This is a genomic window from uncultured Dialister sp. (assembly GCF_937959425.1).
GTDB lineage: Bacteria > Bacillota > Negativicutes > Veillonellales > Dialisteraceae > Dialister.
Window position 1 is genome coordinate 1 of record NZ_CALGPS010000176.1, and the last position, 18528, is coordinate 18528.

An 18528-nucleotide genomic window follows, 5' to 3' on the forward strand; every position below is an offset into this window, starting at 1 on the left:
CCGGGTCTGGGCTTTCACCAGACTATACTATACACGCCGAACTGGCGCACAACTTTAGAACCTTTTGCACCTTCTAAACCCTCACGCCCGAAGGGCGTGTCCATAAGGGCGCTACCACAACCTTCACGGCCAGAGGCCGTGTCAAACCTGAGAACCTTCGCGCCATTCGGCGCGTCAAACCTCGGGCCCCCAGGGCCCGTCACCCCGGGGCCGCAAAGCGGCCCCACAGAAAAAGCACCCCCATTCCGGGGTGCTTTTTCTGCTGCCTTATTTCATCAATACCACATAGTCTTCCGATTCCGCAGCGGGAGCGAATCCGATTTCCTGGTAGTGGTCCCTGTCATCGCTCTTTTCTTTTTCCCTGCCATCGTCTCCCAGTTCATTGTCCTGGTAGATGCTCCTGTACATGACGCTGGTGCCGGTGGGGGTGAAATAGCTGCCGTTGATGGTGATGCCGTTTCTCACATCTCCCAGTCTTTCTCCGGTGGCGATGTCATAGCCATGGAGGGTGAGGCTGCCCATGTGTTCGCCCAGGGCGCCGCCGTTTTTCCTGACGGTGAAGGTCATGAAGGAGGTGGCCAGGCGGCTGTCTCCGCCGAGGGTGGTGTTCCAAAGGGAAAGGTCGTCGATGCCGGTGAGGTACAGATTTTCCACGAAGCTGTCCTTCAGGAGGAAGGGGGCGGTGGTGGTATGGAAACCGCCGTAACCGGTCTGCCTGCCGCTGAAGCCTGTGAGGGTGAGGGCGGTGCCTTTGCCTGCGGACATATCATCCACCCCTGCATAGTCTGCCTTCATCTCGATATCCGCCGCTCCGGCCGTGAAGAGGGTGTCCATTTCCACAATCTTTGCGGAAATCTTCACTCTGCCTGTGTCCGTTTCCAGACGGGCGCTTCCTTTGCCGGAGGGGTCAAAGTCCGTGCCTTTGGCTTCGGCGGTCAGGATGCTTCCTGCATCGCCGCTGCCGGTCAGGACGGAGGGGAATCTTTCCGTATCCACGCCTTCCATTTTCATCACCGGGGAACGGCTGGAAATACGGATAGTCTCTCCTGCTTCCATATCTGCATCGCCGGTGGAAATCAGGGCATTTTCGCCTTTGGTTTCCATGCTTTCTCCGGCCTTCATGGAAAGTTTCACGGAATGGGAGCGGCTGAGGCGGATATTTCTGCCTGCCTTCATGAGGAGGGCTCCTGCAATCTGGGATTCCAGTACTTCCAAATCTCCTGTTTCGGAGGTGAAAGCAGCGTCTCCTTCTTTGGTTTCCACGGATTCAATGAATGCGTTTCCGCCGGAGAGGAGGTCCACGTTTTTATGGGCGGTGAGGCTGTGGATATTGGCATCTTCTGCCGCCTTCAGGGATGCGCTTCCCATACGGGCCTGCAGGGTATCCTCTACAAAGAGGTTCCTGCCGGCGTCCATGAAAACGTCTCCCGCCCTTCCTTCTTTCAGCCGGATGTTGTCACCGGATTCCAGTTTCGCTTCTTCCCAGGCGGTGAAATAATCCACGTCCATATCATTTCCGCTGGTCAGGTTCAACCCTGATGTAGAGGTGAGGGTTTTTGCGGTAAGTTTTTCTCCTGCGTCCAGCGCAAGGTCACCGTCTGTGGTTTCTGCTTCGCCTACGGTCATGCCCCTGCCGGACTTCATGGTAAGGGAAGCGGCTTTGCCTTTCGTAAGGCTGAGGTTTTCTTTTGCAGTAAGCTCTGCCGCGCCTTTGGCATTCATGGTTTCCACTTCCATGTCGGTACCGCTCTTTGCCGTCAACCCTGATGTGGAGGTGAGGGTTTTGGCGGTAAGTTTCTCTCCTGCGTCCAGCGCAAGGTCACCGTCCGTGGTCTCTGCTTCGCCTACGGTCATGCCCCTGCCGGACTTCATGGTAAGGGACGCTGCTTTGCCTTTCGTAAGGCTGAGGTTTTCTTTCGCAGTAAGCTCTGCCGCGCCTTTAGCGTTCATGGTTTCCACTTCCATGTCGGTGCCGCTCTTTGCCGTCAACCCTGATGTGGAGGTGAGGGTTTTGGCGGTGAGTTTTTCTCCTGCGTCCAGCGTGAGGCTGCCTTCCGTGGTTTCCGCCTTGTCTACAGTGAGGTTTCCGCCGGTGGTGAGGGAGACGTCGCTTCCTTTGACGAAGGTGAGAGTGATGTCCGATTTGGCGTTCATGGCGATGTCATGGGCCGCGCTGATGGCCACATTTTCCACTCTGCCAAGGAGGGGGGCTTTCCCTCCCAGGATGACCTTTCCTGTTTTGGAGGTGAGGGAGCTGTCCATGATGGCTCCGGTCTCCCTGTCGCTGTAGGTGAGGTCTCTCTCTGCAGTGAGGGACGACCTGCCCACGGTTCCGCTGTTTGCCATGTCCAGGGTGCCTTCTGATTCGAAGGTGCCCTTTTCCAGGCTGCCCTCGTTGGCAAGGTTCATGGATGCATCAGCTTTGTAACTGCCGCCGGCGGCCTTTCCTTTGTTGGTGAAGGCAAGGTCGTTTCCGGCGAAGGATCCATTTTCCATGACACCGTCTTTCCTGTTCACCATGGTCATATTTCCACCTGCGGTAAAGCTTCCGCCGGAAAGAGTTCCGCCATTGGTAAGGCTCACATCTCCGCCCCGGAAGGTACCGCCCCATACTTTTCCTGCGTTGTAGACGGTGAGTGTTTCGCTTCCGCTGAAGGTGCCGGCCTTGATATCTCCGCGGCTGGTGAGGGCAAGGTCTCTGGCGGAAATCTTTGTTTCACTGTCTTCCGGATTTCCAAAGACTGTGATATCCGCCCGGTCTTTCACTTCTGCCCTGATGGCGCCGCCCATGGCCTTCATGCCCAGGGAGCCGGCATTTCCTTTTTCGCCCAGGATGCTGTCTGCGCCGGTGATGGAAATATTCTTTCCTTCCACGTTCACAAAGGTGGTGCCCTGTTCATTTCCTTCCTCGTCATTGCCTTCTTCGGCGTAGACGCTGCCCTCTGTGATATGCACGGCCACGTCTCCATCGGAGGCATAGAGGGTATGGATGACCAGGTCCCCTTCTTTATTGATTTCCACGCCTTTTTCCGCCCGGGCGGTGACGACGCCGCTGCCTTTCAAGGTGACATCACTGATGGCGCCGCCGGCCGATTCCAGTACCACCTGGTCTCCTGCCTTCACATCAGCGCCGGTGATGGCGCCTTTTGTTTTGAGGCGCACTTCGCCGCCGGCCTCAATGGTGCTTCCTTCATGGATGCCTTCCTGGCTGGTGATGTACAGGGCGCCCTTGTCTGCTTTGGCAGTGAGGATGCCGCCGGCTTTCGTATCAATGGGACGGACGGTGCTGACGGTGACTTTGTCGCCGCTGACCTTGAAGTCCCCTCTTTCTGCCGCCGCCAGGGCCAGCAGTTCTTCGGAAGTAAGGTTTGGAATGTTGTCCTTCGACAGGTCCACGGTGATTCCGGTCTTCTTTTCGCCGATGCTGCCGCTGCCCATGGTTCCATCCCCCAGGGCCGTCAAGGTCACATTCTTTCCGGATACGTGGGGCGTTCCCTTGATGGTGGCATTGGTATCGGTGATGCCTTCCTTAATGCCGCCGGGGGCAAATGTGACAAGGAGGTCCTTGGCGGACTTGGCGGATCCCACCAGGGCCTCCGCCTTTTCAGCGGCGGTAAGGCAGGTGTCGCCTGCAAGGCTTTCCGCTTTGAGGGCGGCATTGCCGTAGAGATTGGTGTCACTGCTGCCTTCGATGGACTTGATGTATGCAGCCACCCCTTCTTTCGTCCAGGTGCCTGCGGTCTTTTTCAGTTCTTCATAGCGGGCCTGCTTTTCCGCCGCGTAGGCGTCAAGGTCAGTGATGCCCGATGCCGCAAGGGATGTCTTTTCAGCGCCATCCAGGATGTAGACGCCATCCTTCACATGGGAAGAAAGGGCGAGGTATTCATTGTACTTAGCTTCCACCTTATTGATAAGGAGTGTCTTCTGCTTGGAAATGGTTTCGCTGGAGTTTTCCAGTACCGCTTTCCTTGCCCAGCCTTCCAGCTTCTCTCTGGCATTTTCATTGTCCCTGTCGGTGAAATTGTTATCAATGAAGCTGCCGCTGGTGGTGAGGGTCACGTTTCCTTTGTCTGAAGTGACGCTGTCAAGGTAAAGGTCACCGGAGGTATTGGTAATGGCAATGTCTCCTGCGGCCGCTGCCTTGAGGCCATAGCGGCTGTCCGCAGCGCCGCCTTCTGGACTTCCTGTTTCCACATGGAAGGCGCCGCCCTTTCCGGAAATGGCGCCGTTTCCGGCCGAAAGCTCGATGCGGTCTGATTTGACAATGCTTTCCTCTTTCTGGGAAATGCCGTCAGCGGCGGTGATGGAGGCCAGTTTTCCTGCCGTGACGCCGCCCAGGGTGACGCCGTGGTCGGAAACATTGACGGCAAAGGTGTCGCCGGCGCTGCCGTCCACGGTTTCAGCAGCCGTGCGGATGCCATTTCCTTTGCCTGCGCTGCCGCTGGCAGTGAGGGAGAGGGATTTCGTATCAATGAAGCCGGCGCTTCCCTGGATGATGTCTTTTCCGGAAAGGGACGTGCTGCCGCCTTTATTGTTGAGTACCCCCTCAATGTAGAGGCTGCCTGTATTTCCGGAAACGGAAAGGCTGCCGCCCTCCTGGTTTCCGAAGAATTCGATGCCTACCGGATAGTCCGCTTTCACGGAATACTGCTTCACCGTGTTTTTGGACAGGTCTTCAGTCATCACTACGTCCCATTTCTTGGCAAGGCCTAGGGTATACCAGAGGCGCTTGGACTTGATATCCCAGCTGTAGCGGGCATTCCCGTTTTCAATGGTCCTCTCGGAGGTGTGGTAGTATTCTCCGGTATCCGTCTTATTCACGTCGTTGGTGGTGGACACGTAGTATCCGCCGTTCAGCGGCCGTTCCACGCCGGGGTTCGACGCCACCAGCTTGCCGCCGATGGCAAGGAGTTCATCTTTGGTGGGCTGTTCATTCTGGATGCCGAACCAGTCGTTTCTTGTGCCGTGGTATTCGTAGCGGTTGGTGACGCTCCAGTCCCGTCCGGTCTGGTAGGAGTAGTACATATGGCTGTCGGTGGCGTAGGAAGTGCTGCTTTCGCCGGTCACCTTCACCGGGTCTGCGCCGTTGACGGACTGATAGATGCCATCAGCCCTTCTGGTGTAGACCACCTTCTGCCGCACGGCGCCGCTGCTCTTATCCAGGTCCGTGATTTCGATGGTGCCTTCCACGCCGTCACCGGTGCTCAATGCCCGGAGTTCCAGGTCTTTCCCGCTCCGGTTGTCCACGGTGATGGTGCCATAGCCGTCCAGGGCTTTGATATTTCCTTTCGCCGCACCGGACCGGGCGGTATTGATGATGGTACCTACGATGGACACATGGCCGCCGCGGACTTCCACGTTGGAAAGGACGAAACGGTCCGTTTCCACGTCATAGGTGAGCCTTTCGCCGGTGCTGTCGGAGGCGGACCTGTCGCCGTTCCGGTTGATGGCATTTCCGTCCTTATCCGCCACGTAGAAAGTGTGGGATCCGGAAAGGGCCTTCGCGTCGGCGGCGGAAAGGCCGCCGTGCACTTTGCCGTCAGCGTCTCTGTAATAGAGGGTGAAATCGGCGGGAATGGTGTACTTCCATTCCGCCACGCCGCTCTGGATGGTGCTGTTGATGTTCACATAGCGGGCGGAAATGTAGATATTTCCGTTGGCCAGGATGCCCATGCCGTCAGCGGACTGGAGATTTCCGGCGTCATCCAGCGGCGTGCCTCCCATATTGGAAATACGATAATTGGGGTTGTAGGACTGGATGTAGTCGCCGTTATTGGCAGTGACGCTGATGGCAGCGCCGTTGATGGAGCCTTCATTGTACACGTCGCCGCTTGTGCTCGTGACGGATACGGCGCCCCGGGGATTGTACACCACTCCCTTCGTATGAAGGGAAGGCGCAGAGAAGACGCTTTCCTTCCCTGCCATGTACTCTTTAGACTGGGGAGCAAAGGTATTCCGGATGGTGACTTCCGGTTTGGCGGAGAGATTTCTTGTCACCACGCCGGTGAAGGAGGCGCTCTTCGTCTTGTCCCGGTTCTTGTCGTTGATTTCCTTCAGGATGCCGGAAGCAGACGAGGAGGAAAGGGCGCTGCCGCTTCTGTAAATCATGCCGCCCCGGCCTACGCCTTCGGTGCTGCCTTTTCCTGCCACCGTCACATCATTCACATAGAGGTTGTAGGGGGTATTGTTGGTGATGGTCACCTTTCCGTCGCCGGAGGCCTTAAGGCTGCCGGTGCCGTAAATGGTGTCCCCTTCCAGATGGATGTCCCCCAGCCGGGAGGTGACGCTGCCCACATTGATTTCATGGGTAAGGCGGTTGTAGGCAGTCTTGTGGAGAAGCACATAGCTGCCGCCTTCGTATGCATACTCATTGCCGTCGATGACGGTGCCGGAGGCGGTGACGAACTGTCCGTTCACTTCTTTCCCGCCTTTGGCGAAGAAATCGTCGGTGGCTTTCAGCTGGTTCTTCTTGTAGGAAATATCACTGTCCATGGCGGAAATGGAATCGCTGTACAGCTTCTGCTCTTTGGCCAGCTCGTCCGCTTCTGTCTTAAGCCTTTCTCCCAGCGCCGCCGTGGGGTCTGTGCTGAAGGAAGATAAATAGACTGTATCATAGCTCTTCGCACGTTCCTTGTAGGAGGAAGCGGCAGAAAGGGTCTTCCCTTTGGCCGTCTCCAGCGCCGAAGCGGCGTCTTTCGCACTGCCGGCAGCACTGTCATAGGCGGATTTGGCAAAGAGGTAGGATTTCACCACTTTTTCATCGCCGTGGGCCTTCACATAGTCCTCAAGACTCTCGCTTCCCCTTACGCTGTCTACGGCTGCTTCCCTACTGGCGAGGTCCGTTTCCTTTTCATTCTTCACAGTGAGAGCCCTGTCGTAGGAGGACTGTGCCCTGCTTTCCGCTGCTGCCGCATCTTTCCAGCTGTCATAGGAAGTCTGCACGGAAGAGAGGGCCCTGGACTGGTCTTCCGATTCCCTCTTTGCATCGGTATACATGGCCTTCAGGTCCGCCCGGGAAGCAAGATAGGAGGAGCCGTCCTTCATTTTGCCGGCCATGTCGTCGTATTCGGAAGGATCATTCACCGGCAGGCGGACAAAGGTGGTTCCCTGGTAGTAACCAAGGCCCTGTTCCACCAGTTTGCTCTGGATGAATTTCCTTTCCGCATCATAGGCAGCCATGGCGGCGTCGTCCCCCTTGAGGCCGTCCAGTTCGTCCAGCCTTCTGTAAAGGTCCGTTCCCACCGGCACACTGCCGCTGACGGTGTAGGAAATATCGCCATTCCGGTCAGTGTAGAGAATCCAGTTTCCTGTGAGGTTTCCGTCTTTATCCTTTTCAGGTACGCCCCAGAAGGAAATATGGCGGTCCCGGTGAATGCCTGTTTCCACAGAGCCGGAAATATTGGCAGCAGACGATGTATTTTCATGGGCCTTGCCCAGTTTGTAGCCATCGGAGCCGAAGGCTTCGGCCAGCTTGTTCACCCAGTCCTTCACTTCACCGGAAGCAAGGGCTGCCGCATAGCCTGCCTGGGATTCCAGATACACATCCCGGTCGCTCTTAAGGGATGCCTTTTCTCCCAGCGTGAGGTCTGCATGGCTCTCTACAGTGACTTCCGGGTCTCCGGCTATGGAAATAGGAATGGCTGTGGCATTTAGGATGTCACTGGTGCCCTGGGCGCGGAGGGTGCCCGTATTTCCGCTGCTGTCCCTGCCGGCTGCGGTGCGGATGTCGCCTCTGGCCGTTTCTGCAGAGCCGTTGAAGCTGGTATCGGCATGGCCGATATAGGTGACGTCATTGGTGGAACCGGCATAGCCGGCAGCGCCGAATACGTCCACCATGGTATAGGAGGAAATATCCGCATCATTCCTGCTGCCGAAAGCGATAGACCCGCCGCGGTAGGAGGAGGCCCTGCTTCCCGAACCATTGGCCGTGAAATCCCGGTCATTGTACTCCCTGGACGCTTCGTCCGTGCCGCCTGCCTTGAAGGAAGCCCCTTCCGCCACGGTGACGTCCGTATCGGCTTTGGCCTCGGTTGTGTTCTTCACGTGGGCCGCGCTGACTGCAGAGCCGGTGGCAATGGTGTTGTAGTCCCTGGAAATGATGGTGCTCTTTGCATCTACGGCAATGCCCTTCTTATCGTATTCCGTAAGGCCTTTCGCCTTTTCGTCAGCCGAAAGGGCTGCGCCGTTTCCGGAAACCGTCACTTTGCCCATGTCCACTTTGGTGGTATGGGTGATGGAAGTATGATTGACAATGCCGCTGCCTCCTGCCAGGGATGCGCCGCCGCTGATGCCGTTCTTATGGTCCTTCCCGTCAAGCCAGTTCTTTTCGGACCTGTTTTCCGCAAGGACCTTCGTATCGTCGGAAGAAACGATGGACACGCCGTCTTTCAGGGTCACCTTCACGCCGGAGGTCATATTTGTCCTCATGTCGCCGCCGGTGCCGCTGTACATGCCGGCTGCTGCGGTTTCCATTTCCACGTTGGCCACGTCGTCATGGCTGGCGGAAATGGAAACGGTGCCGCCGGTGATTTTCGCATGGGCCCCCACTTCCGTTTCCGTTTCGTGGTTCATGGTGGCGCCGGTGATGGCTGCGGAGCCTGCCACCACGCCGCCGGCGCCTGCAATGGCCCGGGCAAAGGAATTGTATTTTCCCTTTTCCTCTTTCATAGAACCGTCAGGGCGGCTCATGGACGAAGATACATCCACCTTCTTTTCTGCGGCAAGGACGGTGCTTTCGCCGATGAGGACGCGGGAATCATCCTTCGATTCATTTTCCGCCACCGTCACACCCACGCCTGCCAGACCCAGGCCGGCGGATACCGCCAGGTTGTCAAGGACAGGGGTGTTATGGGAGGTGATGGAGATGTTCTTTCCGAAAATCTTTTCTCCTTTTCCGGTGAAGGCCTTCGTATCCACATCGGAGGAAAGCTTCACTCCCGTGCCGGCGCCTGCATAGACGCCCACAGCGGCGCCGACGGCTTTGGCGCCAAGCCTTGTATGGGCATCGGCGGAAATGGTCACGTCTTCGTCCGCCTTCACCTCTTTGTCATAGGTGCCATTGCCGCCCACCCCTGCTTCGGAAGTACCGGAGACGTCCGCCGTAATGACGGCGCCGTTCAGCGCACCGGAAAGAGCCACGGACGCGCCGGTGAGGAGGGAGTTCAAATCATGGGTATTGTTGGAGGTGATGGAAATATTCTTTCCGTGAATGCCGTTTGTATCTCCCAGAAGGGCCGCCACCCGGGCGGTGTCCTTCCATGTTTCTTCGGTGCCCTGGATGGAAACGCCGCCGGAAACGGAAGCGCCCACCATGGCGCTGGAAAGGCGGTGGGAAGAATCGGCTTTCACCGTCACATCTCCTGCGGCCCGGATAGAAGCCGCCCGGTCCACCAGGGCCTTCACATCCTTGTCCCCTGTCACTACGGACACGGAGGTGCCTGCCGCTGCGGCGCCGGCGGATAGATTGCCCATGGTATTCGTCACGGAAAGGGTATCATCCGCTTCCACGGTGACGCTGCCGCCGGCGGAAATAGAAGTGCCGCTGCCCACTTTGGAGAGCGTCCCTGCTTCGCCGGTGCTGGAGGGCGCCTTGGAGGAGAAGGAAGTGCCCAGCTTTGCTTTCACATGGCTTAATGCTTCGCTGTCATAGGCGCCCATGGCGGCTGCGGTGGAAGAATCGTTAATCTGACTGTCGGTCCAGTCATCAAATCCCATTTCCTCTCCATTTTCCGATGTTTTTCCCTTCAGCGCCGCCTTATCATCATCCGACAGGGCGCCGCCGAAGCTGTAGACGGAAATACTGCCGGAGAGTCCCACGCCGCCGATGGAAGCCGCCAGGGGACGGGTGGCAATGTCATGCATATTGTCATGGGCTTTCACGGAAACAGAGCCCTTCGTATGGACTGTATTGCCATCGCCCAGGTATGCATTGGTCTGGGTGCGTACAACGCCCACGTCCACACCGGCACCGATGGAACCTGCGCCTGCCGCCGCGCCGGCGGCGGTGGAGTCCATCCTTTCGATTTCATGGGTGGCGGCAAGGCTCACATCGCCGCCTCCGTTTCTGTAGTCTTCACCGGTATTGATGGATACGCCGGTGTCGGTGAATGCTTTGGTGGTGGCATGAAGGACGGTGGAGTTCGCCGCGCCCGCCAGGCCGGCATAAAGACCGCCGGAGGCCTGGATGGAAACGTTCAGCAGATTTTCCTTATTATCGGAAGAAAGGGTCACTTTGCCTCTGCTGTCCAGTTTTGCATTCTTTCCTGCATAGGTTTCAGTGTCTTTCTTCACCACTGTGGCCGCTACCGCCGCCCCGGCGCCGCCGCCGTTAATGCCAATGACTGCGCCGCCGTTTCCGCCGTGAAGCTTCGTGGTGTCTTCAGCGGAAAGGGTAATGTCTTTGGCAGCCGCCGTAAGGGCCGCGTCATTTCCGGTGTATGCCTTTGTTTCCGTATCCAGCACGTTCACGCCGATGGAGCCGGAAAGGCCTGCATTGCCGCCTACGCCGCCGGCAATGGTGGCGTAGGTAATGTCTGTCTTATGGGAGGCGTCGATGGCAATGTCATCTGCCTTCACTTTGGCCCCATTTCCTGCATAGGCTTCGGTGTCAGCGTTAAGAGACACGGTGGCATTGGCAAGACCGGCGCCTACGGTGCCGGAGGCGCCAAGGCTTCCTGCGCCGCTTCCCTGGGTGAAGGAAGAAGCTGCTTTGATAAGGGCCCTGCCGTCATCCGCCCTGCCGGGACGGCTGTTAACAGTGACATCGGCACCGTCATCCACAAAGGCTTTCGTGGTATGGGTGACAAAGGTTTCCGATGCCGCTCCTGCCACGCCTGCGGTGCCGCCGGCGCCAAGGCCTGCGGCAAAGGTGACGGAATCGCTTGTATTTTCAACGGAAACGGAAAGTCCTGCTGCATTGACCTTCGAATTCTTACCCACCGAAGCAGTGACATTCTTGTCCACCACTTCCACTGCCGCCGTAAGGCCTACGCCCGCGCTTTCGCCGATGCCGCCGCTTCCGGCTGCGGTGGTGAGCTTTGTGGTGTCTTTCGCTTTGACATCCACAGTGCCCTTCACCACGGCCTTTGCCCCTTTACTGCCTTTGCCGCTTCCCATATAGGCTCCGGTATCGGTGGTGATGGAATGGGCTCCTGCCGCTCCGGCGCCGCCGAAGCTGCTGCCGCCTGCCAGGGTGGCGGCAATGGAGGTCATGTTTTCAGAAGAGTCCGCATTCACAATGACCCCGGCGCCGTCAATGATGTCGGCCCCGTCTTCCAGCCCTGCATAGGTATGGCCGGTATAATGCTCTACATCCACCGCCGCGCCGATGCCGGTGCCGCCGGAAACAGACACGCCGCCGGCCAGGCCGAAGAGATTTGCCTTTGTGATGGCTTCCACGTCCACCTTGCCGCTTCCTGCATCATATCTTCCTTTGCCAAGAGAAGCGTCGGTGGTCTGCCTGATGACGTTCACGGTAACGGAGCCGGAGCCGCCAAACTGGGCCGCGCCGCCGGCAAATCCCACCGCCACGTTTTTGGCGGTGCTGTCACTTTCACTGTCCGAGGCGGATCCGTTGTAGGCATTGTCCGCCTTCACCGTGATGCCGCCGCCGGAAATGACATGGTCTTCACTGCCGGCGAGGGACGCCTTCACGGTGGAATCATTCACCATGACGCCGATGGAAGCTCCCGCCGCCTGATTTCCGATGGCCGCACTGCCTACGCCCAGGGTAGAGGTGGAATGCTTCCCCGCCTCCACGGCAAGGCTTTCTGCCTCCATGCTCTTATTGTTCTCTACATGGGCGTCGGCTGCGGTATGGATCCAGTTTCCGCTGGCGGAGAAAGCGCCGCCGAAATTATTGGCCGCCGCCCCGGACGCCACGATGGAGGTGATATGGCTCTTTTCCTCCGCCGTCACCGCCGTTTTTCCGGCGCTGCCGGAAGAGGCGCCTTTGACTTCCGTATTTTCCAGGAAAGCGGTGGTATCCCCTTCCATGAGGTTCACGTTGATGGCTGCGCCCACCGCGTTGCCGCTTGCGCCGGATCCGCCGGTGGCAGCCGCCACGGCGCCGGTGTAGGAACCGATTTTCCCGTTGTTTTTACTGGAAATGGAAACCACTTCGTCCGCTTTAAGGGAAGAGTCCTTCACCCATGCCCGGTTTTCATCGTCCACCCAGTTGAGGCTCACCTGTCCTGCCACGGCGTTTCCCTTGGGGGTGTAGCTGCCGCTGGCGGCCACATTGGTGATGGTTTCCTTATTTTCCGCTTCCACCGCCAGGGATTCGTCCCTGTCCTTCTTTTTGCTGCCGGTTAAGGTCATGTCCGCCCCTTCCACATAGGCTTCGTTCACGCCGGTGATGGAGTTGTACATGAAGCTTCCTGCAAGGGCATGGGTATTCTGGGAGGAAAAGCTGGCGGAAATGGCAGCGGCTGTGGCAATGATGCTGCTGTCATTGCTGCTGGTGACAGAGAGGGCACCGCCGGAAATCACCGGTTCTTCCCCATCCTTCTTCACGTAGGCCCTGGAGGTATCGTGGATACGGTTCACCGCCACATTGGCCGATGCCGCCAGACCGCCTTTAGCCTTGCCGGCATTGTCCTTCATGGAGCTGTCCTGCGATGCGGCTTTGGAAATCGTGCTGTCCGCAGAGGAGGCAAGGTTTGTGGTCTCTCCTGCCATGCTGTCAGCAAGCCCTTCCAGACCGCCGCCATCTTCCGATTCCTCTTCCGCATCAGGAGTATGGAAACCGGAGCTTCCGCCGCCGTTGACAGCGCTTGTTCCTTTTCCTTCATAGGTGACAGCGCCGGCTGCGGAGGCTGCGATGATTTCTCCCGTGTTTTCCGCGTGCACCGTCATATCCCCTTCGGCGTCCATATTTCCTGTGACGCAGGCTTCGGTGTCACGGATAATATGGTTGTATCCGATGGTGGCACCGATGCCGGAACCTTCGCCGGCACCTACGGCGCCTGCCAGGTTCACGTCCACCGAATCATCGGATGCGGAAATATTTACATCTTTCCCGGAAGTGATGGTGCCCTTTCCAAGATAAGCTTTCGTGCTGTTGTCAATGCGGTTCACGCCCACCGTGCCGTCGATGGCCAGGGATTTGGCCATGCCGCCGGCGGCTGTCATGGCAAGATTGAAGGCTTCTGTGCGGGCGGTCACATTCGTATCTTTTCCGCTTGTCACCTCCGCACCGCCGTCGATATAGGCTTCGGCATTATTCTTCTGCCGCACCGCCAGGGCTGCGCCGCCGATGCCTGTATTGGAGGCTTCATTGGGATCCCAGTCCTTCTTGTTGAAAATTTCATTTCTTCTGCCGGACCATACGTTAACAGGCGCCTTGTTCAGCAGGTTCTTCACGCTGCCTGTAAAATTGACGGTGGTAATATCGGTTGTCCCATTCACATCCACGTTCCCGCCGGCTTCCACCTTCGGTGCTTCCCTCTGGGCATCGTCTTTCTTACCGATGAAGGCTTTGGCGCTGTTGTCGTAGTTCACCACGGCAATGGAAGCGGCGCCGTTTGCCTTTTCCCCGCTGCCGGAAGTCTGGGTCCAGCTGTCCACCAGGTAGGAAGGAAGCTCCTGGCCCGTGCCGTCAATGGCGATGAACACCGCATTCATGCCAATTTCTGCCATGCCCGTGCCGGTGAGCTTTGTCTGCCAGGGGATTTTTGTTTCCGCCGTAACCTTCGTATCGCCTTCGGTTTTCGTATCGCCGGAAATAAAAGCGGTGCTATGATTCTTCTGGGCGGTGTAGGTGACTGCCGCCGAAACGGTGACCTGCTTGTCATCGGCTCCCGTTTCCTTTGCCGGCGGTGCCTGAAAAGCCGCCGATTTGGCGGAAGTGCGGGCGATATTTTCCGCCTTCACCGTAAGGGACCCGGCGCCTTTCGCGTCATTTCCTCTATATTTCCCATCCACCGGAGAATCGGAAATGCCCCGCACTTTGCCCGTCACCGATGCATTGGCGTCGTTTCCGGAAAGAAGGATGGCCGTAGCACCGTTAAGGCCCAGCTTGTTCCAGGGCTTCTTCTTTGCTTCCGCCGCCTGCTCCGGATTCTTTTCCTCATCCACATCCAGGTCATCCAGTTCGATGCCTTCATCTTCGCCCTTATCTGCGACCAGGCTCTTGATTTTTTCATAAATCCATACGGCACCGTCCTTCACCTTCCCTGCCGCCTGTCCGCCTTTGTCCTTCACGGCATTCACCGTAGGCGCGAGCCCCGATTCGCCGCTCATGGAGGACGCCTTGCTGGTGTCCGCCTGGTATACGCCGCTTTCGGACTTGGCTATGGAGTTGTCCGCTTCCACGGTCACATCGCCGCCGGCATAGACGGTGCCGTTCATTTCCGCCTCCGCCTTCGTGTCCGCCATGGCCACGGAAGCCGCAATGCCGATGACATTCGTATCGCCGCCGTTGGACACGGAGGAGGACAGGGTCCTGGTGGAGGACGCCTTCACCGACGCATCTTCCTTACTGGTAATAGTGGCATTTTCGCCCACCACAGCCGACACGCGGCTGTTTAATTCGGCCCAGGTGAAATCCACGGTGGACCGCACCTTATCGTCAAGGAAATTCAGTTCAATGAGGGACATGGATACCTTATTGTCCCCCACAGCGGAAATATCCGTATCCTTTGCGGCATACAGGCTGCTGTGATCCACATGGACATGGGAGTCCACATCACTGATGCCCACGTTCACGCCGTAGCCCACGGCGCCGATAGTCATAGGCTGGATGGCGGAGCGGGCATTGGAAAGAATGGAAATATTTCCATGGGAAGCGCTTTCATCTTTCCCGCCGCCCAAAGCAGCCATGTCCGTCTTTTCAATATCCACATCGGCACCGGCCTTGATTTTCGTGGCCTGCACCACAGCCCGAAGATTGCCGCCCATATCCTTCAGGAGGGAAAGAGCCGTGCCTTCTTCCCCTGCGTTCTGCACTTTGGCCTCCAGCTCCGCCTCTGTTTTCGATTCGTTGCTCTGGCCGATGTCGCCGGTGGTGGTGGCATAGGCCGCAATGTCCACATTGTCTGCGGTGATGGTATTTCTGCCGCTCACGTCCTTATCTTTACCCATGTGCACCTGTGCATAGGCGCCGTCGCCGATGTCCCAGGCATAAAGCTGGGTGGCCGCCGTGGCATGGACAGCAACGTCACCGGAATGATGACCGCCCTTGCCGGAAGCGTCCAGGGTGCTGCCGTCCACTTCCACCCGGGAAACGCCCATCACGTCCCTTGCGGCGGACACTTCGATTTTCCCGCTGTCCCGCTTGTCAGAAGAGGAATCAATATAGGCGTTCTTGATGGAAATCATGCCGTCCGCAGGCTTTTCCTCCGGGTCCGCCTGCAGTTTGGCGTCCGAAGAAACGGCGCTGACGGTCACATTGCCGCCGGCGGACATAATCTTCCCGCCGCTCACGGAAGCGTTATCTTCAGTGTAAAGCACCACATCCCCGTTTCCCAGGGCTTTCGCCGCGTCAGCGCTCCCCTTTTCCGGAAGGTTCATCACCTGTTTTCTCATATCCGAGAAAGAGCTTTCCACATTCACCGACGCAAGGTCACGATGGGTTTTGATAGAAGCCCCGTCCAGTGTCAGGTCCTTCTTCGTGCCCAGGATGACATCACCATCCGTGTTGATAGTCCCTTTCACGGAAATGGCGCCGCTGCCTGCAATGTACTTTGCTTTAGCAGTACCCGTTTTCCCGTCGTACTCGCCGAATCCCTCATCAAAGAGCTTCTCCCCTGCCTTGGCATTGGTGCCCAGGGTAAGGCTGCCCACGTTAAACACCCCTTTGGCGCCTACCGCAATGCCCTTGTCCGAGAAGAAATACACATCGCCGCCGATTTTATTGTCCTTGATGGCATTAACCACGCCATTCACGTCCATTCTCTGGTTGACAATATTAATCTGACGCTCCGCATCCCCCATGTGAAGATTGGCCATCTGGTTTTCCGTAAGGCTGAACCGGTCGAACCGGTTCAATGCGTTTTTGTCCTTCACCTGCTGGTTCATCACGTCAAAGACATTGCCGTTCTGCCGTACCGTATTTCCATACTTCGATGGATCCGCCACCGTCACATCGGCATAAATGATATTTGCCGCCGCGCCCCAGCCTGCCAGACCTGTCAGAAGCGCCATGGCGGACCTTGAAATGACGCCTTCCCTGCTTTTCTTCTTCCCCTGATGGGTCTTCATGAGCTCCGAACCTACCACATAGCAGCCCCGGGCTGCATTCCATACCACCTTGTATATCTTATTCATGAGATACGCCCTCCCTTTATATGCAAAAGCGTTTCAACCAAAAGTTTTTGTATCAGGGATAACAGCGGTCACACGTTCCGCTGCAGATAGAAATGGATTCTTCCATGCTCGCCATGGATATCATCACTGTGGTTCAGGGGGATGCCGTAAACCACCCTGCCGTACCAGCCGCCTTTACTGTATTCCAGTCCAAGGCCCGTGGACGTGATGAAATGACGCACTGCATGGGTGCCGTAATTGTTGTAGGCCACGCCGTGGTCCAGGAAAACAAAGCTCCGCCAGCTCTTCTTATCCGAGGACAGGGGGAAACCGTACTCCAGACCTCCATACCAGCCCTTATCGCCGGAAAGAAGACTTTCCCGATACCCCCGCACCGTACTCATGCCGCCCAGGGTGAACTGCTCTGTCGACGGCAGCTCCTTAAAGGCGCTGTACTGCCCGTAGGCCCGGAAAGTGAGGTACCTTTCCCCCGGCAGGTCCTGCCGCCGCATGAGGTACATATTGTAATAGGAACCGTCATTCCTCTCATCGCTCACATGGTACTTCCCCTTAAATCCGGTGACACTGGCCATGCCGAACCACAGGCCGTTTTCATCAAAACTTCGAAACGACAGACCTGCCTTCACCGTCCTGGTCTCATTATCCGAAAGCTCCATGCCCGCATAGGACGTATCCGACCACTTCCGGTGCCCCTCCACAAAAAGGTCCACCTTCGACAGAACCGTCACATTCAGCGGATGGGTGAAAGACAGGGCCATATCATTGGAATTGGATTTCAAATCAAAATCCTTGAAGGCGCCGTCAATAATATCCACCAGGTTCCGGCTGTAGGAGAGAGCCATCCTTGTGCCGTGGTGTCCCATGGGCGTATCATAAATCACCGAACCGCCCCAAATGCCCTCCGTCCAAATGGGCGCCACCGCCAGGCTGGCATCATGGCCGCCGATACCCCGGTACTCCGTGTAAGCGCCGATACGGTACCGGCCGCTCTCCTTCTGTCCCGTGTTGTCTGTAAAGATAAAGCTTGAAATGGGATTTTCCGCCTCATGGAGGAAGAGCTCCACATCCGAAGCGCCCTCTTCCTTCCCCGGCACCAGCCGCGCCGTGAGCTGGTACGTATTCGTGGCATTGTACACCCGCACCTCGTCTTCCAGCCGCCGCAGGTCCGAGAGCTGCCCCTTCTCCGTATGGATACGGTGGAGGATGGAATCCGTAGAAATCCTGTGATTGCCGGAAACAGAGGTCTCCCCGTACTTACCCTCAATGAGCCGGATGTACACAATGCCGTCCTTCACCGTCTGCGGCGGCAGAACCGCCTCCGCCGTAAGGATTTTCTTCTCTTTATACAGCCCATTCAGCCGATCCACCATGGCCTTAAGGTCAGAGAGCTTCATCTCCCCGGGCCCGGGAAAGCGGACCGCTCCCCGGATATCCTCCTCCGTCAGGAACTTCGAAGCCGTCACCCGCACCTCCTTCACCATAAAGGAAATCTCGCCGGACGGCTTCTCCTTCTCCCCTTCACTCACCGACACCGGATTTTCCGAAGGCTTCAAATCCCGATACCGGCTGTAGCGGTAATACCCTGAAAGCTGCCGGTTCGTCTCTGCCGTCCTCTCCGCCTTTCCCGCCACCTGCTGTATGGCAGAAGGCACATCCGCCGCCAAAGAAGGCATGCACACCGCAGAAATCCCCATGACCAGCAGTGCCAGTTTCCATTCAGTCCTCATCATACATTTCCCTCCCCGAGAAGAAACCATACTATGCCAATTTACCTAAATCGTATCAAAAAAAATAAAACAGGACCCTGTCACAAGTGACAGGGGAGAGAAAAGGTTCTTAAGTTTGACCGGCCTTACGCCGGAGGGTTCTCAGGTTTGACGCCCACTTTGCGGGCGAGGGTTGTGGATAGCCGCCTTTGGCGGCTATGATTATGAAGTCAGCGTTACGGGGCTACCCTCCTGCTGCTTAATTCTCGCTAAACATTCTGCTGAATTGGCCGCTACGCGGCCACCCCCTATCCGGCTGCGCCGGACTTACCCAAAGGGAAGCGTGTCACTGGATTCTCAGTCGCCTGCGGCTCCCTACAGCACGGCTATCACCGACTCACTGGATTCTCAGGTCGCTCAGGCTCCCCTATGAATCCAGTTCGCTGGTGTGACTCGTGTTCCCTTGCCACCCCGCTGTGCGGGGGCACAACAACCCGCGAAGAACCTTCTCCCCATAAGTTGCACTAAATACAGAGCCGCTAGAATCTCCCCCTCC

The 18528-nt window shown here is 57.3% G+C and carries 2 protein-coding genes; both read right to left on the reverse strand.

Annotated elements, in window-relative coordinates:
• Positions 1 to 267 precede the first annotated feature (267 nt).
• Positions 268 to 16266, reverse strand: a complete 15999-nt coding sequence (locus Q0482_RS07195) for a leukotoxin LktA family filamentous adhesin (RefSeq protein ID WP_299145063.1) — start codon at positions 16264 to 16266, stop codon at positions 268 to 270.
• A gap of 68 nt (positions 16267 to 16334) precedes the next feature.
• On the reverse strand, positions 16335 to 17996 hold the full coding sequence (locus Q0482_RS07200; RefSeq protein ID WP_299145064.1) for a ShlB/FhaC/HecB family hemolysin secretion/activation protein: 1662 nt from the start codon (positions 17994 to 17996) through the stop codon (positions 16335 to 16337).
• Positions 17997 to 18528 lie beyond the last annotated feature (532 nt).

Excerpts from the sequence above, each read along its gene's own strand:
- Q0482_RS07200 (WP_299145064.1), bottom strand. The coding sequence starts at position 17,996 with ATGATGAGGACTGAATGGAAACTGGCACTGCTGGTCATGGGGATTTCT.
- Q0482_RS07195 (WP_299145063.1), bottom strand. The coding sequence starts at position 16,266 with ATGAATAAGATATACAAGGTGGTATGGAATGCAGCCCGGGGCTGCTAT.